This is a genomic window from Micromonospora sp. A3M-1-15 (assembly GCF_024213425.1).
GTDB lineage: Bacteria > Actinomycetota > Actinomycetes > Mycobacteriales > Micromonosporaceae > Micromonospora > Micromonospora chersina.
The window spans coordinates 454,152-475,464 of the sequence record NZ_JANAVK010000005.1; the positions used below are offsets into that span (position 1 = coordinate 454,152).

19 protein-coding genes are annotated in these 21,313 nt (G+C 73.2%); 6 read left to right on the top strand and 13 right to left on the bottom strand.

What is annotated here, in order from left to right:
• Positions 1–15: 15 nt before the first annotated feature.
• Positions 16–1,509 carry a GH1 family beta-glucosidase gene (locus NLX85_RS26025; RefSeq protein ID WP_254339363.1) on the top strand — a complete coding sequence of 498 codons (1,494 nt, stop codon included), beginning with the start codon at positions 16–18 and terminating at the stop codon, positions 1,507–1,509.
• Between the two features lie 84 nt (positions 1,510–1,593).
• On the opposite strand, the gene NLX85_RS26030 is transcribed toward NLX85_RS26025, so the two are convergent.
• The 3 genes from NLX85_RS26030 to NLX85_RS26040 form a co-directional block, all read right to left on the bottom strand.
• A complete protein-coding gene (locus NLX85_RS26030; protein ID WP_196806755.1) occupies positions 1,594–2,007 on the bottom strand; it encodes a roadblock/LC7 domain-containing protein in 414 nt (137 codons plus the stop codon).
• A gap of 5 nt (positions 2,008–2,012) precedes the next feature.
• The gene (locus NLX85_RS26035; protein WP_254339365.1) at positions 2,013–4,640 is read right to left on the bottom strand and encodes a nitrate- and nitrite sensing domain-containing protein; all 2,628 of its coding nucleotides are present in this window, start codon (positions 4,638–4,640) and stop codon (positions 2,013–2,015) included.
• Positions 4,641–4,747: 107 nt separating this feature from the next.
• Positions 4,748–6,154: an FGGY family carbohydrate kinase gene (locus tag NLX85_RS26040; protein ID WP_254339366.1), complete on the bottom strand. Its 1,407-nt coding sequence runs from the start codon at positions 6,152–6,154 to the stop codon at positions 4,748–4,750.
• 260 nt (positions 6,155–6,414) lie between these two features.
• Between NLX85_RS26040 and NLX85_RS33315 the strand changes: the two genes are divergently transcribed.
• Entirely contained in the window at positions 6,415–8,334 is a 1,920-nt protein-coding gene (locus NLX85_RS33315) for a chorismate-binding protein (RefSeq protein WP_305885068.1), read from the top strand.
• Positions 8,335–8,404: 70 nt separating this feature from the next.
• Here the strand turns inward: NLX85_RS33315 and wrbA are convergent, their stop codons facing one another.
• Positions 8,405–9,022, bottom strand: a complete 618-nt coding sequence (gene wrbA, locus NLX85_RS26055; protein ID WP_254339367.1) for an NAD(P)H:quinone oxidoreductase — start codon at positions 9,020–9,022, stop codon at positions 8,405–8,407.
• Between the two features lie 300 nt (positions 9,023–9,322).
• The gene (locus tag NLX85_RS26060; RefSeq protein ID WP_254339368.1) at positions 9,323–9,682 is read right to left on the bottom strand and encodes a DUF4190 domain-containing protein; all 360 of its coding nucleotides are present in this window, start codon (positions 9,680–9,682) and stop codon (positions 9,323–9,325) included.
• Between the two features lie 210 nt (positions 9,683–9,892).
• Here NLX85_RS26060 and NLX85_RS26065 point away from each other — a divergent pair, with 210 nt between their 5' ends.
• Both NLX85_RS26065 and NLX85_RS26070 read left to right on the top strand, forming a co-directional pair.
• Complete coding sequence (locus NLX85_RS26065) at positions 9,893–10,621, top strand: YsnF/AvaK domain-containing protein (protein ID WP_254339369.1); 729 nt, start codon at positions 9,893–9,895, stop codon at positions 10,619–10,621.
• Positions 10,622–10,739: 118 nt separating this feature from the next.
• The gene (locus NLX85_RS26070; protein ID WP_254339370.1) at positions 10,740–11,843 is read left to right on the top strand and encodes a winged helix DNA-binding domain-containing protein; all 1,104 of its coding nucleotides are present in this window, start codon (positions 10,740–10,742) and stop codon (positions 11,841–11,843) included.
• 50 nt (positions 11,844–11,893) lie between these two features.
• On the opposite strand, the gene NLX85_RS26075 is transcribed toward NLX85_RS26070, so the two are convergent.
• Genes NLX85_RS26075 through NLX85_RS26090 form a run of 4 tightly spaced genes read right to left on the bottom strand, consistent with a single transcriptional unit; the run spans position 11,894 to position 16,230 of the window.
• On the bottom strand, positions 11,894–13,102 hold the full coding sequence (locus NLX85_RS26075; RefSeq protein WP_254339371.1) for an ABC transporter ATP-binding protein: 1,209 nt from the start codon (positions 13,100–13,102) through the stop codon (positions 11,894–11,896).
• Positions 13,103–13,113: 11 nt separating this feature from the next.
• Positions 13,114–13,950 (bottom strand): carbohydrate ABC transporter permease, encoded by an 837-nt coding sequence (locus NLX85_RS26080; RefSeq protein WP_254339372.1) that lies wholly within the window; start codon positions 13,948–13,950, stop codon positions 13,114–13,116.
• 1 nt (position 13,951) lies between these two features.
• Positions 13,952–14,947: a sugar ABC transporter permease gene (locus NLX85_RS26085; RefSeq protein WP_308210826.1), complete on the bottom strand. Its 996-nt coding sequence runs from the start codon at positions 14,945–14,947 to the stop codon at positions 13,952–13,954.
• Positions 14,944–16,230, bottom strand: a complete 1,287-nt coding sequence (locus tag NLX85_RS26090) for an ABC transporter substrate-binding protein (RefSeq protein WP_254339374.1) — start codon at positions 16,228–16,230, stop codon at positions 14,944–14,946. Before NLX85_RS26090 ends, NLX85_RS26085 begins: the two co-directional genes overlap by 4 nt.
• A gap of 517 nt (positions 16,231–16,747) precedes the next feature.
• On the opposite strand from NLX85_RS26090, the gene NLX85_RS26095 reads away from it, so the two are divergent.
• Both NLX85_RS26095 and NLX85_RS26100 read left to right on the top strand, forming a co-directional pair.
• A complete protein-coding gene (locus tag NLX85_RS26095) occupies positions 16,748–17,179 on the top strand; it encodes a hypothetical protein (protein WP_091321016.1) in 432 nt (143 codons plus the stop codon).
• A 47-nt stretch (positions 17,180–17,226) separates the two neighbouring features.
• The gene (locus NLX85_RS26100; protein WP_254339376.1) at positions 17,227–17,502 is read left to right on the top strand and encodes a hypothetical protein; all 276 of its coding nucleotides are present in this window, start codon (positions 17,227–17,229) and stop codon (positions 17,500–17,502) included.
• A gap of 60 nt (positions 17,503–17,562) precedes the next feature.
• Here NLX85_RS26100 and NLX85_RS26105 read toward each other — a convergent pair whose 3' ends face one another.
• The 4 genes from NLX85_RS26105 to NLX85_RS26120 all read right to left on the bottom strand — a co-directional run bounded on the left by NLX85_RS26105 (position 17,563) and on the right by NLX85_RS26120 (position 21,283).
• Positions 17,563–18,255, bottom strand: coding sequence for a hypothetical protein (locus tag NLX85_RS26105; protein WP_254339378.1), 693 nt, complete (start codon positions 18,253–18,255; stop codon positions 17,563–17,565).
• Between the two features lie 113 nt (positions 18,256–18,368).
• Positions 18,369–20,231 carry an AfsR/SARP family transcriptional regulator gene (locus NLX85_RS26110; RefSeq protein WP_254339380.1) on the bottom strand — a complete coding sequence of 621 codons (1,863 nt, stop codon included), beginning with the start codon at positions 20,229–20,231 and terminating at the stop codon, positions 18,369–18,371.
• Between the two features lie 444 nt (positions 20,232–20,675).
• Positions 20,676–20,969: a barstar family protein gene (locus NLX85_RS26115; RefSeq protein WP_254339382.1), complete on the bottom strand. Its 294-nt coding sequence runs from the start codon at positions 20,967–20,969 to the stop codon at positions 20,676–20,678.
• A gap of 137 nt (positions 20,970–21,106) precedes the next feature.
• The gene (locus NLX85_RS26120; protein WP_254339384.1) at positions 21,107–21,283 is read right to left on the bottom strand and encodes a hypothetical protein; all 177 of its coding nucleotides are present in this window, start codon (positions 21,281–21,283) and stop codon (positions 21,107–21,109) included.
• Between the last annotated feature and the right edge of the window lie 30 nt (positions 21,284–21,313).

Sequence of the window (21,313 nt, forward strand, 5' to 3'; positions counted from 1 at the left end):
CCGAGGAGAACGCCCATGTCGCTACTCACCAGACGGCGCCTGCTCCGCCGTGCCGCCCTCTCCGCGACTGCCGCCGGCGCGGCCCGGAACGGGCTGGCCGGCGCCGCCGCGGCCGGGACCGTCGCGTCCGCCACCGCCGTCGCCGGCTGCGACGGCACGCCCGATCCCGACGACGACGCCGACCCCGACGGCGCGCTGCGCTTCCCGCCCGGCTTCGGCTGGGGCGCGGCCACCTCGGCCTACCAGATCGAGGGGGCGGCCAAGGAGGACGGGCGGGGCGAATCCGTCTGGGACACCTTCAGCCACACCCCGGGCCGCACCCGCAACGGTGACACCGGCGACGTCGCGGCCGACCACTACCACCGGTACGCCCAGGACCTCGACCTGATGCGCGACCTCGGGCTGCGCAGCTACCGGTTCTCCATCTCCTGGCCGCGCATCCAGGCCGACGGGTCCGGCCGGCCCAACCAGCGCGGCCTGGACTTCTACCGCCGGCTCGTGGACGGGCTGCACGAGCGGGGCATCGCGCCGATGGCCACCCTCTTCCACTGGGACCTCCCCCAGGCCCTGCAGGACGCCGGCGGCTGGGAGAACCGGGACACCGCCGAGCGCTTCGCCGACTACGCCGACGCGGTGTTCCGCGCCCTCGGCGACCGGGTGCCGGTCTGGCTGACCGTCAACGAGCCGAAGACCGTGGTGCAGAACGGCTACCTGTGGGGGCACCACGCGCCCGGCCGGCAGGACCCGGCGGCGGCGTACCTGGTCGCCCACCACCTCCAGCTCGCCCACGGCCTCGCCGTTCGCGCGCTGCGCGCCGCCCACGCCGGGGGACGGATCGGCCCGGCGCTGAACCTGCACCCCTGCTACCCGGCCGACGACACCGCCGAGGCGGCCACCGCGACGCGGCTGTACGACGGCTACGAGAACCGGCTCTACCTGGACTCGATCTTCAAGGGCGCGTACCCGGAGGACGTGCTGGCCGACCTGGGCGCCGACAGCCGGATGGTCCGCGGCGTGCGGGACGGCGACCTGAAGATCATCTCCAGCCCGGTCGACCTGCTCGCCGTGCAGTACTACACGCCGATCTACGTCACCGGCCAGGGCGACACGGTCCGCCGGTGGCCGACCTCCGAGGCGGAGTGGCAGCAGATCTACCCCCAGGGGATGTACGACATCCTGACCCGGGTCACCCGCGACTACGGCCAGGTGCCGATCACCATCACCGAGAACGGCCTGCCCTGCCCGGACACCCTCGCCGCGGACGGCACCGTCGACGACAGCGCGCGGATCGACTTCCTCCGCGACCACTTCGCCGCCGCCCACCGGGCGATCCGCGACGGGGTGCCGCTGGAGAGCTACCACGTATGGTCGCTGCTGGACAACTTCGAGTGGGCCGAGGGGTACGAGCAGCGCTGGGGCCTGGTCTACGTGGACTACCCCACCCAGCGCCGGGTGCTCAAGCGCAGCGCCCACTGGTACCGCGACGTGATCCGCCGCAACGGGCTCTAGGCGGGCCGGCCCGGCCGGCGCGACGCCGGCCGGGCCTGAGCCCGCCGCGCGACGCCGGCCGGCCGGCCGGCTCGCTTGCCGCTCTCAGCGGGGCAGGGCCTGCTGAAGTTCCGCCCGCAGCGCCGGGGTCAGCATCTCACCGGCCTGCTTGGCCAGCCGAGCCATCTCGTAGCCGACCACGCCGATGTCGGCGTCGGCCCCGGCCAGGGTGGCCAGGATCGAGCCGTCCCGGATCTGCATGACCAGGAAGTAGCCCCGGCCCATCTCGACGACGGTCTGCTTCACGACGTCGCCGTCGAACATCTGCGCCGCGCCGGCCGTGATGCTCATCAGCCCCGAGGTCACCGCGGCGAGCTTGTCCGCGTGGTCGCGGGGCAGGTGCGCGGAGATCGCCACGAGCAGCCCGTCGGAGGAGACCACCACGGCGTGGGCCACCCCCGGCACCCGCTCCGCGAACGCGTTCACCAGCCAGCTCAGGTCCCGTGCCTCCTGGCTCAACGTCGTCACTGTCGTCGTCCTCCTTCATCGCGCGGCAGGTAGATCTCGGTGGTCTCCTCGGCCTCCGCCCGCCGCACCCCGTTGTAGTAGCGGGAGAGCATGCCGCCGACCGCCTCCGGGTCCGGCTCGTGACGCGCGGACCGGTTCGGACCGGCGGGCCGGGTGACCGCGGTGAGCTGGGCCATCGGTACGCGTACCGGCAGGCCCCGCTCGTTGGTGCCTCCGGTGACCGGCGTCGCGGCGGGCGCTGGTGTCACACCGAGCACCGCGGACGACGGGCCCTGGCGGCTGAACCAGCCACCACCGGCCGGCGACCCGGCCGCCGGGGCGAGCACATCCTCGGCCCGACCCGGCACCGGGCGCGGCCTCGGCACGGCCGCACCGCCCGGGTCCGGCGCCGCGGCGGGCCGGCCCGGCAGCGGAGGCTCCGCGGCGGACGGCGCCACGCCGAGCGGCAGCCCCGTCAGCGGCGACACGGGCAGCTCCCCCGCCGCGGCCAGCGGGCGGCGGCCGGCCACCGGCAGCTCGGCGGTCGCCGCGCGGAGCGGGCCGGCGTCGGGCGCCAGCCGGGACGCGGCAGCCACCTGGCTGGTCAGCATCCGCGGCGCGGCGGGCTGGTCCAGCGCGGCCGGGGGCGCGGCGGCCAGCAGCTCGGCCGGGATCCGGACCCGGGCCACCAGGCCCTCGTGGCCGCCCCGCAGCCGCACCCGCACGCCGTGCCGGGCGCCCAGGTGGCTCACCACGAACAGGCCCATCCGCTCGGAGGCGGCCACGTCGGCCGCCGGAGGCTCGGCCAGCACCGCGTTCGCCTCGGCCAGCGCGGCCGGGCTCATCCCCAGCCCCTGGTCGATGATCTCGACGTACGCGCCCGGGCCCTCGGCGCCGGCGACCACCCGCACCACCGTGTCGGGCCGGGAGAAGGCGGTGGCGTTCTCCAGCAGCTCGGCGAAGAGGTGCACCAGGTCACCCACCGCGTGCCCGACGACGTGCAGGTCGGACCGGGAGTCGTGGCGCACCCGCTGGTACTGCTCGATCTCCGCGCTGGCCGCGAGCAGCACCGCGCCGAGGCCGACCGGCCGGTTCCACCGCCGGCTGGACTCGGTGCCGGCGAGCACCAGCAGGCTCTCGTCGTTGCGGCGCATGCGGGCGGCGAGGTGGTCGAGCTTGAACAGGTTCTCCAGCTGGTCCGGGTCGCTCTCCTCGCGTTCCAGCTCGTCGAGGAGTTCGAGCTGCCGCTCGACCAGCACCTGGCTGCGCCGGGCCAGGTTGACGAACATGGCGTTGACGTTGCGCCGCATCATCGCCTGCTCGACCGCCACGTCGACGGCGCTGCGGTGCACCGCCACGAACGCCTCGGCCAGCTCGCCGATCTCGTCCTGCGAGTCGACCACCGCCGGCGGCACGTCGATCGCGCCCACCGGGCGGTCGACCGCGCGCAGCCGGTCCAGGGTGTGCGGCAGCTCCACCTGCGCGATCCGCAGCGCCTGGCCGCGCAGCAGCCGCATCGAGCGGGCCACCGACCGGCCGACCAGCAACGAGATCAGCACGGCCACCAGGAGCACGCCGACGATGCCGCCGGCCACCAGCAGGGTGTCCCGCAGCTGCCGGGCGCTGGCGTCGTCGGCCTGGCGTACGGCGTCGTCGAGGACCTCGCTCTCGAGCTGGCGGAGCAGCTCCTGCCGCTGCTCGCTGGCCGCCCACCACTGCGTCGCGGGCAGCAGCGCCGGCTCGGCGGTGCCGCTGGGCAGGGTCTGCTCCTCCAGCCGGGCGGCCGAGACGAACGCCGGATCCACCGAGGTCTGGTCGTAGCGGCGGACCTGGTCGGCGGTCGCCGCCACCCGGAACGCGCCCAGCGCGGTGAGCTGCTGGGCCCGCAGGTCGGTCAGGGAGACCTGGTCGTCCACCTCGTACCGGCCGGCCCGCGCGGCGGCGTACAGCTCGGCGCGGATCCGCGAGGACAGCTCCTTGACCCTGGACAGCTGCACGTAGCGCAGCACCGCGTTGGTCAGCGCCCGCTGGTCGTCGCCGGGCGACGGCTCGGCCAGCAGCTTGAGCAGGGCCGCGATGGCCCGGTGGTAGTTGCTCAGCACGGTGTCGCTGGAGAGCACCGCCGGCGCCACGGCGGCGCGGATGTAGACCACCTGGTCGTACGACTCCAGCACCTCCGAGTAGGCCACCCGCCAGGCCGCGTCGGCGTCGGCGAGGGGCTCGGCCGCGGCGCGCAGCTCGGTCATCGCCCGGTCGGAGGCGTCCTGGAGCGGCTTGAGCGCGGCGACCGCGGCGTCCCGGTCCGCGCCGCCGCCGGCCTTGCGCAGCGCGGCCAGCTCACCGGCGGAGCGGTCCCGCTCCTGCTGGAGCCGGTCCACCGCGGTGCTGATCTGCCGTCCGATGCCGACCTGCTGGGCGAAGTCGCTCAGCGCGGTGGTCTGCCCCACCAGCCCGCGGGTCTGCACCCCGGCGAGCACCAGGAACGCCACCGAGGGCAGCACCAGCACGGTGGCGAGCTTGGTACGCATCCGCCAGTCCCGCAACCGGAAGCGCGAGCGCCGCCGGTGCGGCGCCACCCGGTCCTCGGACGGGCTCCGGCGCGGCTGCGGCACCGTCCCGCGAGCCGGGTCGGGACCTGCGCCCACACGTCCTCCTCGATCCCCCTCGGCTCCACCGGTACGGGGAGCGGAAGTCCATCCAACCAGGCCGGCGGGCGGTGTCAAACGCTCGGCCGGCCGCACGACCAGGAAGGTCAGCGCGGTGGGCGGGAGCCTACGGTGTTCGGCGCGTTCCGGTCGTCCGTCCGGCCGATGCCGGCCACGTGCGCCGCCTCGGCGACCCGGCCGAGGGCCACCAGCGCGGCCCCGGTGGCCCCGATCTCCGGGTTGCGCTGGTAGCGCACCGCGCGCGGGGCCAGCGCGTCGACGAACGCGGCCCGCCACCAGGCGGAGGCGGCCATCGCGCCGCCGCCCAGCACCACCTCGGCCGGACCGCCGCCCGCGCCGGCCTCGACGAGGGCCAGGTCGTCGGCCACCAGCCGGCACAGCTCGGTCATCAGCACGGCCAGGATGTCGACCGCGGTGGTGCCGAAGCTCAGGCCGCGCAGGTCCCCGGAGCCGGCCGGGGCGACCCCGGGTGGCCGGTCCCCGCCGAGCCGCGGGTTGGCGCGCAGGGTCGGCTTCGCGCCGGCGCGGGTCAGCGCGCTCTCCAGGTCGGCGGCGGGCGGCAGCCGCAGCTCGCGGGACGCCCAGGCGAACAGGTTGCCACCGCTGGAGTACGCCGCCCCGGTGACCACGTGCTCGTGGTCGACCCGGTAGCGCCAGAGCTGCTCGGGCAGGGGCGGCAGCGGCGCACCGGCCGGCACCGCCTGAATGAGGCGTACCGCGGCGGAGGTGCCGACGGTGACCGCGGCGCGGGACCGGTCGACGCAGCCGGAGCCCACGTTGGACGCCGCGCCGTCGCCGACCGGGGCGGCCCAGCGGGCGTCGGCGAGCTGCGGCCAGCGCTGGGCGTGCGCGACGCGGAGCCGGCCGCGCCACCGCTGCGGCGCCAGCGCCGGAAGGTCCTCGGGGCGTACGCCGGCCAGCTCGCACGCCTCGGCGTCCCATTCGAGCCGGCGCAGGTCGAGCAGCCCGGTGCCGGAGGCCATCGACACGGACATCGGCGCCTCGTCGAGCAGCACGCCGAGGACGTACTCGACCAGCCCGCCGAAGCGGGCGACCGGGCTGCCGCAGTGCGCCCGCAGCCACGGCAGCCGCATGGTCCAGTAGCAGCGGTGCCACCAGCCGCCGGTGCGCTCGTGGAAGGCGTCCGGATCGGCCGGGCCGGCGGCGCCGCCGAGGGCCTCCGGCCGGGTGTCCATCCAGGTGAGCACCGGGCCGAGCGGCGCGCCGTCGGCGCCCAGCGGCAGCACCGAGTGCCACTGGGCGGAGGTGGCCACCAGCCCCACGTCGCTCAGGTGCCCGGCGGCGGCCAGCTCGTCCAGGCACTCCGCGAGGCAGGCCAGGTAGCGGGGGCCGTCCAGCGTGCCGCTGCCGTCGTCGCCGGTCACCAGGTGCACCTTGCGGCGGGCCAGCGCGCCGGGGCGCGGGACGGCGTTCGCGTCCAGCACGAGCCCGCGCACCGAGGAGGTGCCCAGGTCCAGAGCGAGAATGTCCATCGCGGGTCAACCTACCCGCCGGGAGCGGCGCCGAAGCCAAGATCCGTCGCCCCGGCCCGGCGATCGGGTTCCCCGGCGCGGCCCGCTCGCGTACAGTGATCGCCATGCCCGCGCACCTGTCCTGCTGGTGGCCCGCCGACCCGGCGGCCCACTCCCGCGCGTAGCTTCCCCACGCGGCCGCCCCACGAGGCGGCCGCCGGTCTCTCCCCGGCACCCCGGGGCCGCCCCACCGGCGGCCTCCGGCCCACCGAGGAGATCCCATGACCCGCCCGCACGACCCGCTCGCCGCCGTCGCGGCCGGCCTCGACCCCGGCCCGTTCGCGCTCGTCCGCCGCGAGGGCGCCGACCACGTCGACCTGCTCGCCGGCACGGTACGCACCGTCGACCGGCTCGCCGGGATCCCGCTGCCCGACGACGCCGCCGGGCCGCGCACGCTGGCCCTGGTCCCCTACCGGCAGATCGCCGAGCGCGGCTTCGCCTGCGTGGACGACGGCCTGCCGCTGGAGTGCCTGGTTATCTCGGAACACCGGCGGCTCCCGCTCGACGAGGTGCTGGCCGCGCTGCCCGACGCGCCGGTGGTGACCCGCGACGCCGCCTTCGACATCTCCGACGCCGAGTACGCGGACACCGTGGGCCGGGTGCTGACCGACGAGATCGGCCGGGGCGAGGGCGCCAACTTCGTCATCCACCGCACCCTGCGGGCCGCCGTGCAGGGCCCTCCGCTGGCGGCCGCCCTGGCCGCGCTGCGCCGGCTGCTGCTGCGCGAGCGGGGCGCGTACTGGACGTTCGTGGTGCACACCGGCACCCGGATCCTGGTCGGGGCGAGCCCGGAACGGCACGTCAGCGTGGACGACGGCCTGGTCATGATGAACCCGATCAGCGGCACCTTCCGGCACACCGGCGCGGCGGCCGACCGGGAGGAGCTGCTGCGCTTCCTCGACGACCCGAAGGAGGTCGAGGAGCTGTACATGGTGCTCGACGAGGAGCTGAAGATGATGGCCACCGTCGCCGAGCACGGCGGCCAGGTGGTCGGGCCGTACCTGAAGGAGATGGCGCACCTCGCGCACACCGAGTACCTGCTGGCCGGGCGGGGTTCGCTGGACGTCCGGGAGGTGCTGCGGGAGACGATGTTCGCGCCGACGGTCACCGGCAGCCCGATGGAGAACGCCTGCCGGGTGATCGCTCGCCACGAGCGGACCGGCCGGCGCTACTACGCCGGGGTGCTCGCCCTGCTCGGCCGCGACGACCAGGGCCGGCAGACCCTCGACGCGCCGATCCTCATCCGCACCGCCGAGATCTCCCCCGCCGGTGAGCTGCGGGTGCCGGTCGGCGCCACCCTGGTCCGGCACTCCACCGCCGCCGGCGAGGTGGCCGAGACGCACGCCAAGGCGGCCGGAGTGCTGGCCGCGCTCGGCCTCGGCCCGGACGCCCCGGACCGCGACGCCGGGCCCGCGCTCCGGTACGCCGACGACCCCGAGGTGCGCGCCGCGCTGGCCGCCCGTAACACCCCGCTGGCCCGGTTCTGGCTGGACCAGCGCGTCCCCGGGGCGACCGCGCTGCCCGGGCTGGCCGGCCGGCGCGCGCTGATCGTCGACGGCGAGGACACCTTCACGGGGATGCTCGCCCACCAGCTCGGCGCGCTCGGCCTGGCGGTGACCCGGCGGGACTGGCACCGGGCCGGCCCGGTCGACGGGTACGACCTCGTGGTGGTGGGTCCGGGCCCGGGCGACCCGAACGACCTCGCCGAGCCCAAGATGGCGGGCATGCGGGCCCTGCTGGCCGGGCTGCTCGCGGCCGGCCGGCCGACCCTGGCGGTCTGCCTCGGCCACCAGCTCCTGGCCGGGCTGCTCGGGCTGCCGCTGCACCGCCGCGACGCGCCCTACCAGGGGCTGCCCCGGGACGTGCCGGTGTTCGGGGCGACCCGCCGGGTCGGCTTCTACTCCAGCTTCACGGCCCGTGCCGACACCGACCGGGTCGCCACCGGGTACGGCCCGGTGGAGCTGTCCCGGGACCCGGTGGACGGGGCGGTGCACGCGCTGCGCGGGCCGGGCTTCGCCGGGGTGCAGTTCCACCCGGAGTCGGTGCTCAGCCGGGACGGCATGGCGGTCCTGGCGGACCTGCTCGGGCATCTGCTGGCCCATCCCGCGCTGACCGGGCATGGACCGGCCGAACGGGGGTAGGGCGAGAGGCGACCGGTGGTGGGACGAGTCGAGAGCCCTCATCCCACCACCGGTCGCCACGGGTCCGGGGTCAGCCGGCCAGGCCCTTCTTGAGCGCGGCGCCCATCTGCACGGCCCGCTTCGCGGTGAGGGCCGTGGCGCCCAGGGCCACGTGGTCCGGGGCGATCTCGCCGTTGTTGCTGGTGTGCGACGCGCCGTACGGGTTGCCTGCGACGAACTGGCTGGGGTCGGTGTAGCCGGGGGTCACCACGATGCCGCCCCAGTGGTAGAAGACCGTGTAGAGCGAGAGCAGCGTGGCCTCCTGGCCGCCGTGCGAGGTGGCCGTCGAGGTGAAGCCGGTGTAGACCTTGTTCGCCAGCGCCCCCTGGGCCCAGAGCGGGCCGGTGGTGTCGATGAACTGCTTGAGCTGGGCGGCGATCATGCCGTACCGGGTGGGCGCGCCCATGATGATCACGTCGGCCCAGGAGAGGTCGTCCGGCTGCGCCTCCATCACGTCCTGGGTCTCCAGCCGGTGCGCCTGCCAGCCCGAGTTCGAGCGGATCGCCTCGTCCGGCGCCAGCTCACGCACCTTGCGCAGGCGCACCTCGGCGCCCGCCTCGCCGGCGGCCTCGTACGCCGCCTGCGCCATCTGGTACGTGATGCCGGTCGCGCTGTAGTAGATCACCGCGGCCTTGACCTGGCCATCCATCAGACGATTCCTCCTCGGTGTCGGGTCAGCTCCGGCGACTACCCGTTGCTTGCGACGTCAAACGGCGGGCGCGGACCGCCCCTGGCACTGCTGCGCCGACCGAGCTGCGTCGATACCTTGCCGCCGCTCAAGATTTGCGCAAGTTCCGATGGAAACCGCTTCCCCGGGTGCCGGCGCGCGGGGATCCTGATGCCACCGGTGCCGGCGTACCGCCGCCGCCCCGCACCGGGAACCTGAACGGGGGATCGCGCTCCGCCGGCAACGTGGCTGGCGTAGCGCGATCAGGGGCACCGGCACGGCTCAGTCGTTGAGCTTGTCCCGCAGGTCGGTCACCCGCTTCTCCAGCCGGTCCACCGCCGCCTCGTTGTTGATGAAGGTGCTGATGCCGGCGGCGAGCGCCAGCCCGATCAGCACCGCCAGGGCGCTGAGCACCAGACCGCCGATGGCCACCCCGCGCCCGGTGGCGCCGGGGCGCCGGGCCATCCGCAGCCCGAAGATGCCCAGGATGACCCCGATGATCCCCAGCAGCAGCCCGACCGAGGCCAGGATCGCGGTGAGCACGCTGAGCAGGGCCGCCACGCCGAACACCAGCGAGAAGGTGGCCGCAGCGCTGGTCTTCGCCCCGCCCGCCGGTCTCGCGGGCCGAGCAGCGCCTCGCATGGGTTCACTGGACGCTGTCATTCCCCCACACCTCCCATTCCTCGCATCGGTTCCCGGCGGCGCATCCCCGTTCCCGGACCGCTCATGCCTCGCAACCCGGGTCGTTACCGGCATCGCTGCTACTCCTCCTCCTGTTCGTCCCGATTCCGGGGAATGCCGGGCCCACCGCCGGGGACTCGGGTGGTGACCCACGAGAAGGAAGGACGAACCATGCGACTGACGGAGCAGCAGGTCCGCTCGCTGTACGGGCAGGACGTCCAGGACCGCTCGGGCGCGAAGATCGGCAGCGTGGGCCAGGTGTGGGCCGATCCCAGCGGCGAGGCGACCTGGGTCAGCGTGAAGACCGGCGTGATGGGCCACCACGAGTCGATGGCTCCGCTCCAGGCGGCCCGGATGGAGCCGGGCGGCCGACTCCAGGTGCCGTACGACAAGGCGACGGTGCGCAGCGCTCCCAGCGTGGAGACCGGCACCGACCAGCCGCTCGGCACCGATCAGCTCAGCCAGCTCTACCGGCACTACCAGCTCGGGGAGCAGGCCGGGCCGGCGCCGCAGCGGATGCCGGGCGCCCCTGAGGTGGTCCGCTCCGAGGAGCGGCTGCGGGTCGGCACCCAGAGCGAGCCGGCCGGCGCGGCACGGCTGAACAAGCGCGTGGTCACCGAGAACGTGCAGACCTCCGTGCCGGTCGAGCACGACGAGGTGACCGTCGTCCACGAGCCGATCAGCGAGGCCGACCGGGACGCCGTCCGGGCCGGCATCGGCGAGGAGCAGCGCGAGATGGAGCTGCGCGCCGAGCACCCGGTGGTCGCCAAGGACCAGGTCCCGGTCGAGCGGGTCCGGCTGGCCAAGGACGAGGTCGTCGAGGAGCAGCCGGTCAACGCGCAGGTCCGCCGGGAGCTGGTGGACGCCGACGTGCCCGAGCGGGCACGCCGCAACCGCTGACGCGACGCGCATCCCGGGCGGGTGGGCCACGGCCCGCCCGTCCGGTCGTCCGTCCGTCCGCCGGGAGCGTCACACAGCCGACCTATGCTGACCGTCCACGTCGACGGGAGGCCAGATCGTGACCGTACGTCTCACCGGCGCCGAGGCGCTGGCGTTGCGGATGACCAGCCTGCTGCTGCGCCCGCACCCGACCGCGCGCCCGGAGAGCGTGGCCGCGGTGGTCGAGTGGTTCGGCGCCATGCAGGCCCAGGACGCGGCGAGCGGCCTCTGGTCGCTCGGCGTACGCCTGCCGGGCCGCACCCAGGACGACGTGCGCGCGGCGCTGGAGCGGCGCGAGGCGCTGCGCACCTGGCCGATGCGGGGCACCGTGCACCTGGTGCCGCCCCGGGACGCGCGGTGGATGCTGGCGGTGACCGGGGTACGGGCGCTGTCCGGAGTGGCTGGCCGGTGGGCGCAGCTCGGCCTGACCGAGACCGACGCGAACCGGGCCGCCGACGTGCTGGGCGACGCCCTCGCGGGCGGGGGCCGGCTCACCCGCGCCGAGTGCCTGGCCGCGCTGGGCGCCGCCGGCCTGGACATCTCCGGCCAGCGCGGCTACCACCTGCTCTGGTACGCCAGTCAATGCGGCGTCACCTGCATCGCCCCGCACGTGGGCACCGAGCAGACCTTCGCGCTGCTGGACGAGTGGGCGCCGGACCCGCGCCGCCCCGAGCGCGACGAGGCGCTGGGCGTGCTGGCCCACCGCTACGTCCGCGGCCACGGCCCGGTGACCCGGCACGAGCTGGCCCGGTGGACCGGCCTCACGGTCACCGACGCCACCCGGGGCATCGCGGCGGCCGGCGACGCACTCGCCCCGGTCGAGGTGGACGGCGCGCCGGCGGTGGTCGACGCCGCGCTGCTCGACGCGCCCCGGGCGCCCGTCGACGACGTGCACACCCTGCCGGGCTTCGACGAGTACCTGCTGGGCTACAAGGACCGCACCCTGATGCTCGATCCCGCGCACGCGAACGCCGTCGTCCCCGGCAACAACGGGATCTTCCAGGCCACTGTGGTGCGCGGCGGCCGCACGGTCGGCGTCTGGAAGCGGACCGTGGGCAAGCGGGCGGTCACTGTGACCGTGCAGCAGTTGACGCCGTTCGACGCCGCGCTGCGGGCCCGCGTCGAGTCGGCTCTCGCGCGCTACGCCGACTTCATCGGGCTGCCGCTGCGGCTGACCTGGTGACACGCGGCCGGGCCGGTGGGCGGCGCCCACCGGCCCGGACCCGGTGCCGTTCAGTCGGCCAGCGCGCCCGACGACCGCCCCTCGTGCAGGGTGAGGTTCCGTCCGGTGGACGGGTCGAACAGGTGGATCTTCTCCAGGTTGAACCAGACCCGCCGCGGCTCGCCCTCGCGCACCGGCGACTCCGCGGACAGCCGGGTGACCAGGCTCGACCCGGTCCCGGTGAAGTCGGCCGCGCCCGCGTCGGCGGCCAGTTCCTCCAGCTCGGCGGCGGTGGCCCGCTCCCCCTCGACGGTGAAGTAGACGTACTTGTCGGAGCCCATCGACTCGACGATGTCGACCGGCGCGTCGAACTCCAGGCCCCGGCGGCGGGTCTCGTCGTCGATCAGCGCGGCGTCCTCGAAGTGCTCCGGGCGGATGCCGAGGATCAGCTCGCGCGGGGCGTCGGCGCCGTCGAGCTGCCGGCGCACCCGGTCCCCGATCGGCACGTCACCCAGCGCCGTACGCAGGTGACCGTCCTCGACGGCGGCATGCAGGAAGTTCATCGACGGGGAGCCGATGAAGCCGGCCACGAAGAGGTTGCGCGGGTGGTCGTAGAGCTCCTGCGGCGGGCCGACCTGCTGCACCGCACCGCCCCGCATGATCACCACGCGGTCGCCGAGGGTCATGGCCTCGGTCTGGTCGTGGGTCACGTAGACCGTGGTGGTGCCGAGCTGCTTCTGCAGCCGGGACACCACGGTGCGCATCTGCACCCGCAGCTTCGCGTCCAGGTTGGACAGCGGCTCGTCCATGAGGAACGCCTTGGGCTGGCGGACGATCGCCCGGCCCATGGCCACCCGCTGCCGCTGCCCGCCGGACAGGTTGGCCGGCTTGCGGTCCAGCAGCGGGGTCAGCTCCAGGACCTTCGCCGCCTCCTCCACCTTCTGGTGGATGGTCTCCTTGTCCAGCTTCGCCAGCCGCAGCGGGAAGGCCATGTTCTCCCGCACGGTCATGTTCGGGTAGAGCGCGTAGGACTGGAAGACCATGGCGATGTCGCGGTCCCGGGGCGCCTTGTCGTTGACCCGCTCCCCCGCGATGCGCAGCTCCCCGGAGCTGATGTCCTCCAGCCCGGCGATCATGTTCAGGGTGGTGGACTTACCGCACCCGGAGGGGCCGACCAGGATGACGAACTCGCCGTCGGCGATCTCCAGGTCGACGTCCCGCACCGCGGTCGTCCCGTCCGGGAACCGCTTGCTCACCTTGTCCAGCACGATGTCAGCCATGACAACACCACCTATCCCTTGACTGCGCCGGAGGTCAGGCCGGAGACGATGCGGCGCTGGAAGAAGAGCACGAACAGGATGATCGGAATGGTGATCACCACGGCGGCGGCGCAGATCGCCCCGGTGGGGTCCTCGAACTGCGATTCGCCGGTGAAGAACTGCAGGGCCACCGGGACCGTGCGGGACCGCTCGGTCGAGGTGAGCGTGATGGCGAACAGGAAGTCGTTCCAGCAGAAGATGAAGACCAGGATGGCCGTGGTGAACAGCCCCGGCGCGGCCAGCGGGGCGATCACCCGCCGGAATGCCTGGCCCTGGGTGGCGCCGTCCATCTTCGCCGCCTTCTCCAGGTCCCACGGGATCTGCTTGAAGAACGCCGAGAGCGTGTAGATCGCCAGCGGCAGGGCGAAGGTGATGTACGGCAGGATCAGCCCCGGCCAGGTGTCGAAGAGGCCGAGCTGCCGCTCGATCTCGAACAGCGGCGACACCAGTGACACCTGCGGGAACATGGCGATCAGCAGGGACACCCCGACCAGCAGCTTCTTGCCGGGGAAGTCCAGCCGGGAGATGGCGTACGCGGCCATCGCCCCCAGCACCACCGCGACGAGGGTGGCGATCAAGGCGATGCCGATGGAGTTGACCAGGGCCCGGACGAACTGGTCGGTGTCGAAGATCGTCCGGTAGTTGTCAAGCGTCCACTCCCGGGGCCAGAACTTCCCGTCGGTGAGGGTGGCCGTTGTCTTGAACGACAGCGAGGCGATCCAGAGCACCGGGACCAGCGCGAAGACGACGACGATGACGTCCAGCAGGCCCCAGCGCACCTTCGCCCGCGTGGTGGTTTCGACTGCCATGTCAGCGCCTCTCCCCGTCGTCGCTGCCGGGAGCAGCGGTGCCGAACAGCTTCACGAACACGAACGCGATGATCGCCACGGTGAGGAAGATCAGCACCGACATCGTGGAGCCGATGCCGAGGTTCAACCCCCGGATCAGGTTGTTGTAGGCGAGCATCGACACCGACGAGGTCTCGTTGCCGCCGGCGGTGAGCACGAAGATGTTGTCGAACACCCGGAACGCGTCCAGGGTGCGGAACAGCAGGGCGACCAGGATGGCCGGCTTCATCACCGGCAGCATCACCTTGGTGAACCGCTGCCAGGCCGTCGCGCCGTCGGTGGAGGCGGCCTTGAGCAGGTCCTCCGGCACCAGCGCCAGCCCGGCCATCAGCAGCAGCGCCATGAACGGGGTGGTCTTCCAGATCTCGGCCAGCATGATGATCGCCAGCGAGCTGGCCCGCTCGGTCAGCGGGGCGCTGCCGTCGAACAGGTTGGCCAGGTAGCCGGTGCCGGGCGTCCAGGCGTACCGCCAGGAGAAGGCGGCGACCACCGTGACGATGCCGTACGGGATGAGCGCCGCGGTGCGGACGATGCCCCGGCCGACAAGCGTCCGGTGCATGATCAGCGCCAGGCCCATGCCGAGCACCAGCTCGACCGCGACGGTGACCACCGTGATCAGCGCGGTCACCCCGAACGCCGTCCACCAGAACTGGTTGGTCAGCACGGTCACGTAGTTCTCCAGCCCGATGAACTCGCGCTGGTCGGGGAAGCGCAGGTCGAAGCGCTGGAGCGACAACCAGACCGAGTAGAGGATCGGGTACGCCGTGACCAGCACCATGACCAGCGCGGCGGGCGCGCAGAGCAGCCAGCCGAGGCGCCGCTCGGCGCGCTTGTTCTCGCTCAGCGGCGGCTTCTGCCGGCGGCGGCCCCGCTGGGTGGGCACGGCGGCGTGCCGGCCGGCGGGGCGCTCGGCCTCCGCGGCGACCTCCGCGCCGGCGGGAGTGGCGTTCACGCTCACGGCAGAACCCCCTTCGACTCCAGTGCGTCCGCGATGGCGCCGCGGAGCTCGTCAGCGGTCTGCTCCGGCCGGATGGCCGACGGCGGCGACAGGATCGCCGACATGACCGTGGAGATGCTCTGGTACGCCGGGGTCAGCGGCCGGACCGCCGGCTCCTTCAGCTCCTCCAGGATGGTGTCCTTCATCGGGTACGCCTTGTCCATCTCCGGGTCGGCGTAGACCGACTCGATGGTGGGCGGCACACCGTCGTTGACCGCGGAGAACTTCTGGTGCTCGGCGTTGCGGATGCACTTCGCCGCCTCGAAGGACTCCGTCGGGTGCTTCGAGTAGGTGCTGACCGCCATGTTGACCCCGCCGATGGTGACCTTGCTCGGGGTGTTCGCGTCGATGCCGGGCATCCGCGCCCACTTGACCTTCTTGGCCAGGTCGGGCGCCGCCTCCTGCATGGCCGGGTAGACGAAGGGCCAGTTGACCTCGAAGGCGCCGCCGCCGGACTGGAACTCCAGCCGGACCGGGTCCTCGGTGGCGTTGCTGAACGACGGGGACGTCACGCCCGAGGTGGCGAACTTCTTCAGCTGGTCGAGGGCCCGCACGGTGCCCGCGTCCATCACCGCCTTCTTGCCGTCGTCGCTGAGGATCTTCCCGCCCGCGCTCTCGGCCAGGGTGTTGTAGAGGACGACGAGGCCCTCGTACTGGGCGCCCATGGTGAGCACCTGGTACGGCTTGCCCTGCTGCTTGAGCTGCTGGGCGGCGGAGATCATCTCGTCCCAGGTCTTCGGCGGCTCCTGGACCAGGTCGCTGCGGTACCAGAGGAGCTGCACGTTGGTGTTCTTCGGCGCCGCGTAGAGCTTGTCCTCGTAGCGGGCGGTGTCCAGCGGGCCGGCGAGCGTGCCCTGCTCGACCTCGGCCTTGTCCTGGCCGGTCCACTCCCGGATCCAGTCGGCGCTGGCGAACTCCTGGGTCCAGGTGACGTCGAGGCCCAGCACGTCCATCCCGCTGTCCTGCGCCGCGAGCCGCCGCACCATCTGCACCCGCTGCTCGTCGGCCTGCCGCGGCAGCACCCGGTAGGCGATCCGGTAGCGCCCCTGGGCCTGCGCGTTGCAGTCGTCGACCACCTTCTGCAGGTTCTGCTCGGGCGGGTAGTACAGGTTGATCGTGGGCGGGCCGCCCTCACCGCCCGATCCGCAGGCGGCCAGCGGGGCCACCAACGCGAGTGCGGCGGCTGCCGCCGCCGCACGCCGGGCCGGCCGCCGCCGTGCGGCCGCGCCGGGGTCCGTCGTCATCGCCCTCCCCCTTTCCTCGGCGAAGAACCGGGGAGTCACCCGTGCCCCGGCGCACGGCGAGACGGTCGGGGCACCGGCCGGTCGCCCCGCGCCCCGGGACGTTTCGTGTGGCAGACAGTGCCCTGCCTGCGACGCTGCGAAACGTGACGGTCACGAGACGGCTACGACAGCGACCGCCGTGGCGCGGATCACCACGACCGGCCGTACCGGCGCGCGGGTGGCCGTCCGACCCGGCCGGCATGAGGGCGAGCCGGACGCGGAGCTCAGCTGGTGGGTGCTGGCCGACCCGGAGGGCGACGACTTCTGCGCCTTCCGGCCGCGTCCCACCCAGTGAACGGCGAGGCTACCCAGCGTCCGCCCGGTCGACTAGCGTTTCCGTAGCTCCGCAGCCAGCGCGTCGCCGTCGAAGTCGATACGCCTCCGGCCGACCCCCAGCCCGTCCGATCGGTTGGTTCTCGCGCGAACTTCCTTCTGCGGTCCCACCGGTTGGGCAGGATTCCCACGAGGAGGTGCCGTCGTGCAGGACACCCGCGCTCTCGCCCTGACGTTCGAGGTGAGCGGCCTGCCCCCGGTCAAGACCGAGGCCCTGTCCATCTTCGCCGCCGGCCACCGGCAGGCGACGAGGGTCCGCACGTTGCTCCAGGCCGCCTGCACGGCGGCCCAGCGCACCGGGTGGACCCCGCTCGACGGTCCGATCGAGGTGGACGTGACCCTGCGCTGCCCGCCCGGACACCGCACCTCCGACGCCAGCACGCTGGTGGGCGGGGTCTGCGCGGTGCTCCAGGACAAGAAGCGGGTGGCGAACATCGGCCTGGCCCACCTCGGGGTGCTGGTCGACGTCGCCCTCTGGTCGGACGACCGGCAGATCCGCCGGCTGTCCTACGTCGAGGAGCCCGCCGAGGACTTCTCGTACCAGGTCCGGGTGGCGGCCGTACCGCGGATGGTTTGACCGACGACGGCGGTGGGGTACCGCGGTCGCCGACGAAGGGAGCGCCGATGTCGGAGCCACATGTCACGCTCGATCCGAGCGGGCTCGATCCCGTGCAGGAGAAGCTGCGCGGCCCGCTGGAGGATCAGCTGACCTCGGCCCTGCAGGCGGCCGCCGACCGGGTCCGCGCCAGCTACGCGGGCGAGCCGGTCGAGGAGGTCTGCCGTCGGCTGCTCGACGAGACCCGCGCCGGGCTGCACCCGGACATCGCCGCCGGCTTCAACCCGGACATGGACGAGTTCTGCCGGGTCGCGGTGGCCATCGTCCGCGGCGAGGTCGGCTGACGCACGCGCACCCCGACCGCGCCGGCCACCGGGCCGGCGCGGTCGGTCCGCGCGGGCCGGTCAGCCGCGCCGCACGTCGACCGCGACGACGTGGGTGCCGTCGGGGCGGGTGGACTCGCCCAGCCGCACCGGCAGCGTCCCGCCGGCCGGCGGCCACAGCCCCAGCCCGAAGCTGAGGTGTCCCTCGAAGTCGCCGGCCGCGGCCCAGCCGCGCAGGGTCGGGTAGTCGATCCGCGACGGCGGCACGTCGGCCGTGCCGGCGCCGCGCGCGTCGTGTGCCTGCGCCGGGTCGAACCGCACCGACAGCCAGGCCGTGCCCGGCAGTTCGACGGGCGCGCCGCGCCCCTCGGTCAACACCTGCGGGACGTAGCCGACCTGGTAGGAGGGCGTCGGGCCGCGGAAGGCGAAGGTGATCCGGCTGAACCCCTCGGCCGGGTGGTCGCCGACGCGCACCTCGACCAGGACGGGCAGCGGCTCCCCCGGCGCCGGGGTGACCGGCACCCGCACCTCGTGGGTCACCCGGGCGGGCGTGGCGGGGACCGCCCAGCCGTAGGTCGCCCGCCAGGAGCCCTCGACCGGCGCGCCGGAGGTGGGCGCGGCCGGGGAGGTGGCGGGTGTGGTCGCGGCGGTGGCGCCGGGCGTCGGCGCCGTCGCGGTCGTCGCGGCCGCGCCGTCGTGGTCGGTCGCCGTCGTGCAGCCCGCCGCGAGCAGCACGACCAGGCTGGCGAGCAGTGGTACGCGCTGAGGTGTCATGGCTCAGTGTCGCGCCCCGCCGCGCCCGTCCACCAGAGCCGTTCGCCCTTGGGCATGATCCCGGCACAGCCACCGCCGAGGAACCACGGGCGCCGGCCGGCAAGGCGGCAGACTCAGCGCGGCGGCGCGGGCTGGACCGCCGGGGCCATCAGATCGGTTCCCGGTTCCACCCGCCACGCCGGCAGGGAGTGCAGCGCCGGCATCGTCGGTAGTTCGGCGGCGTATTCCCGGACCAGCTGGGGCAGCCGGTACCCGCCGGCGGCGTCCAGATACACCAGGTGGGAGTCCAGCAACTTCTCCAGCGCCCGCCACACCCGCTCGGCCGGCACGCCCAGCCGCACCGCGGCGTCCTCGGGCGGCAGTACCGCCTCCGGTTCGCCGCCCAGTAGCGCGAACACCTGCCCGACCAGCTCATCGTCGGCACGGACGGCCGTGAAAGCGAGGTCGAGGCGCTGCCGCATCGACAGGTCGTCGTCGGCCAGCAGGTCCAGCCGGCGGCGGGGATCGCGCAGTTCCGCTACCAGGGCTGCAGCCGTGGCCGACGGCCGCGCGGCGAGCCGGGACCCGACGATACGCAGGGCCAGCGGCGACCCGCCGCAGAGCCGGAGCAGTTCGTCTGCGGCGACGGGTGCAGCGGCCAGCCGCTCTCCGCATCCGAGGGCAACCAGCAACGCCCGCCCGTCCTCGGCTGGCAGGGGATCCAGATCCACCCGGCGAACGCCGTCCAGGCTGCGTAGGTGGCGCTGGGTCACCACGATGAGCGCCGAGCCGGGCCCGGCCGGGACGAGCGCGCGCACCTGGGCGGCGTGAGTGACGCCGTCCACCACGATCAGGATCCGGCGCTCCGCCAGGAGTGACCGCACCCGGCCGGCCCGCTCGCAGGCCCGTTCGGAAATCGCCGCACCATCGACGCCGAGTGCCCGGAGCACCCGGGCCAGCACCTCGTCCCCGGAGAAGGACGGCTGGTATTGGAGGTCGAGGTAAACCTGGCCGTCGGGGAAGCGACCGGCGACGGCGTGAGCAGCCCGTACCGCGAGCGTGGTCTTACCGCTGCCGGCCGCTCCGCTCACGACCGCAGCGGCCGAGGTGGGATCGGACAGGGCGGCGAGCAGCTCCGCATGCTCCCGGGTACGTCCGACGAACGCTCCCAGCGACGCCGGCAGCTCCCGGGGCACGGGACGGTCAGCACGTCGCTTCACGTCCTCCGGGACCGCCACCGTGGCGGACGGCGCCTCCTGCGACAGCTCGGGCGAACGGTCGAGGACCGCCCGGTGCAGGCTCTGCAACTCCTCCCCCGGCTCGATGCCCAGTTGGTCCCGCAGGGCCGCTCGCGCCTCCCGGTAGGCGACGAGTGCCGCGGGCACATCGCCTCGGCGGTAGAGCGCCACGATCAACTGCCCCCAGCTCCGTTCCCGCAACGGGTGCGCGGAGAGCAGGCGGCGGAGCTGGGGCAGTACGTCACCGTGCGCGCCGACCGCGAGCTGGGCGTCAATGAGATCCTCCGAGGCCTGGAGCCGCTGTTCCTCCAAGCTCGCCCAGTGGTTGTCCAGCAGCGTGCCGCGGGACAGCCCGTCACCAGCCGTGCCGCGCCACTGGTTCATCGCCGCGGTCAGCGCGTCGATGGCGCCAGCCGGGTCGCGCTCGCTCAATCTGGACCGGCCCTCCTCGGCGAGCCGCTGAAAGTGGGTCACGTCGAGCTCGCCCGACCCGAGTCGCAGCTCGTACGCCTGCGGTCGCGCGAGCAGCCGGTCCCCCACGGCCTGGCGGAGTGCGGCGGCGTGCGAGCGGAGGTTGGCCACCGCGGACGAGGGCGGGTCGGACCAGACCATGCCGGCGAGGCTGTGTAGGGACACGGGCCGGTTGGCCTCCAGTGCCAGAGCGGCCAGGACGGTACGGCGCTTCGTCGCCCCCGGCGTCAACTGCCGGCCGTCGACCCACAGCTCCATCGTGCCCAGTAAACGGACGTGAATCTCCATGCGCTCCTCCCCCGTCGCCATGAGCGCTGCTCACGCTAGGCGATTGGCCGCGCACGCAACAAGAAGGATTGTTGTACGCAACGAGTGACAAAGATCAATTTGCTGAGCGGCGTGTCTCTGTAACGAAAGAAGGGCAGTGAGCGCTGCGAGTCTGGCTGGAAATCGGCCGGAGCGTGCACCGATCACGTCGGATCATCTTCGTCGCGAATCCTGAAACGATCGACCCAATGTGATTCAGTCTACGAGCCGGGAGGACGGGCAACCGGCCAATCGGGCCAGCACTGGGATCTTTCGTAGTTGACGGCGGGAGAGCTGTGACCGAGAAGGAACATCTCCAAGCTCAAAGTGCGACCTGGCGTCGCATGAAGGACCAAGAGTGGGACCCACTCCTTGCGAAGGCCACTGCCGCCGAGCCCATGCGGTGGGCTCGGTGGCAGTAGGCGTTCAGTCCGTGATCACCAGCTCGAAGCGTTCATCGTCCTCTCGTCGTCGATCCAGCTCCTCAGCTCTTCGCAGGATCGGCACGATCCTCTCGAAGTCACCCTTCCCCATGGCTTTCCTGCTGACACCTGCATGGGTCCAGACCAGCCGCACCGGTCGCTCGACATCGAAGCTCACGCGGTCCCAAAGAGCGTCCAGGTTTTTGCCGTAATAGGGCCCGAAATCAAGCAGTCGAGCTATCTCGACATGAAACTCGGCTTCTGACCTGACGCGCCGACCATCCAACTCAATCTGCATGTCACTTCCAGTTGAGGGCTGATAGAAAAGACCCGCAATGATCAGCCGCGACAAATACCAAGCCGTCGTTGGAATATACCAAACGGTTACCGGGCTGCTTTGCCCGGCTCATCGTGTGCTTGAGGCCCACCTCTGCCTCACAATAGACGCGCTCGAGGCGCCGACGGCAGCAGCTTGGTCGAACCTCCACAAATGTCGCCGCCGATCTGGACGCCGGGCACGTAGTTATTCGAAGCCTTGTCGGGCTTGTATCCGGCGGCCTCCGCCGCAGTCTTGGTGACGTAGTTGCCCGAAAGTCTGGCGGTCGTCTTCACTGACTCGAGCCCCGCTGGCGACTTCCCGCG

What these genes read in the sequence shown, in the direction of transcription:
- NLX85_RS26060 (WP_254339368.1), bottom strand. Translation starts at nt 9,682, where the DNA reads ATGCGAGGCGCTGCTCGGCCCGCGAGACCGGCGGGCGGGGCGAAGACC.
- NLX85_RS26100 (WP_254339376.1), top strand. Translation starts at nt 17,227, where the DNA reads ATGTCGGAGCCACATGTCACGCTCGATCCGAGCGGGCTCGATCCCGTG.
- wrbA (WP_254339367.1), bottom strand. Translation starts at nt 9,022, where the DNA reads ATGGATGGCCAGGTCAAGGCCGCGGTGATCTACTACAGCGCGACCGGC.
- NLX85_RS33315 (WP_305885068.1), top strand. Translation starts at nt 6,415, where the DNA reads ATGACCCGCCCGCACGACCCGCTCGCCGCCGTCGCGGCCGGCCTCGAC.
- NLX85_RS26075 (WP_254339371.1), bottom strand. Translation starts at nt 13,102, where the DNA reads ATGGCTGACATCGTGCTGGACAAGGTGAGCAAGCGGTTCCCGGACGGG.
- NLX85_RS26040 (WP_254339366.1), bottom strand. Translation starts at nt 6,154, where the DNA reads ATGGACATTCTCGCTCTGGACCTGGGCACCTCCTCGGTGCGCGGGCTC.
- NLX85_RS26080 (WP_254339372.1), bottom strand. Translation starts at nt 13,950, where the DNA reads ATGGCAGTCGAAACCACCACGCGGGCGAAGGTGCGCTGGGGCCTGCTG.
- NLX85_RS26090 (WP_254339374.1), bottom strand. Translation starts at nt 16,230, where the DNA reads ATGACGACGGACCCCGGCGCGGCCGCACGGCGGCGGCCGGCCCGGCGT.
- NLX85_RS26025 (WP_254339363.1), top strand. Translation starts at nt 16, where the DNA reads ATGTCGCTACTCACCAGACGGCGCCTGCTCCGCCGTGCCGCCCTCTCC.
- NLX85_RS26065 (WP_254339369.1), top strand. Translation starts at nt 9,893, where the DNA reads ATGCGACTGACGGAGCAGCAGGTCCGCTCGCTGTACGGGCAGGACGTC.
- NLX85_RS26115 (WP_254339382.1), bottom strand. Translation starts at nt 20,969, where the DNA reads ATGCAGATTGAGTTGGATGGTCGGCGCGTCAGGTCAGAAGCCGAGTTT.
- NLX85_RS26105 (WP_254339378.1), bottom strand. Translation starts at nt 18,255, where the DNA reads ATGACACCTCAGCGCGTACCACTGCTCGCCAGCCTGGTCGTGCTGCTC.
- NLX85_RS26110 (WP_254339380.1), bottom strand. Translation starts at nt 20,231, where the DNA reads ATGGAGATTCACGTCCGTTTACTGGGCACGATGGAGCTGTGGGTCGAC.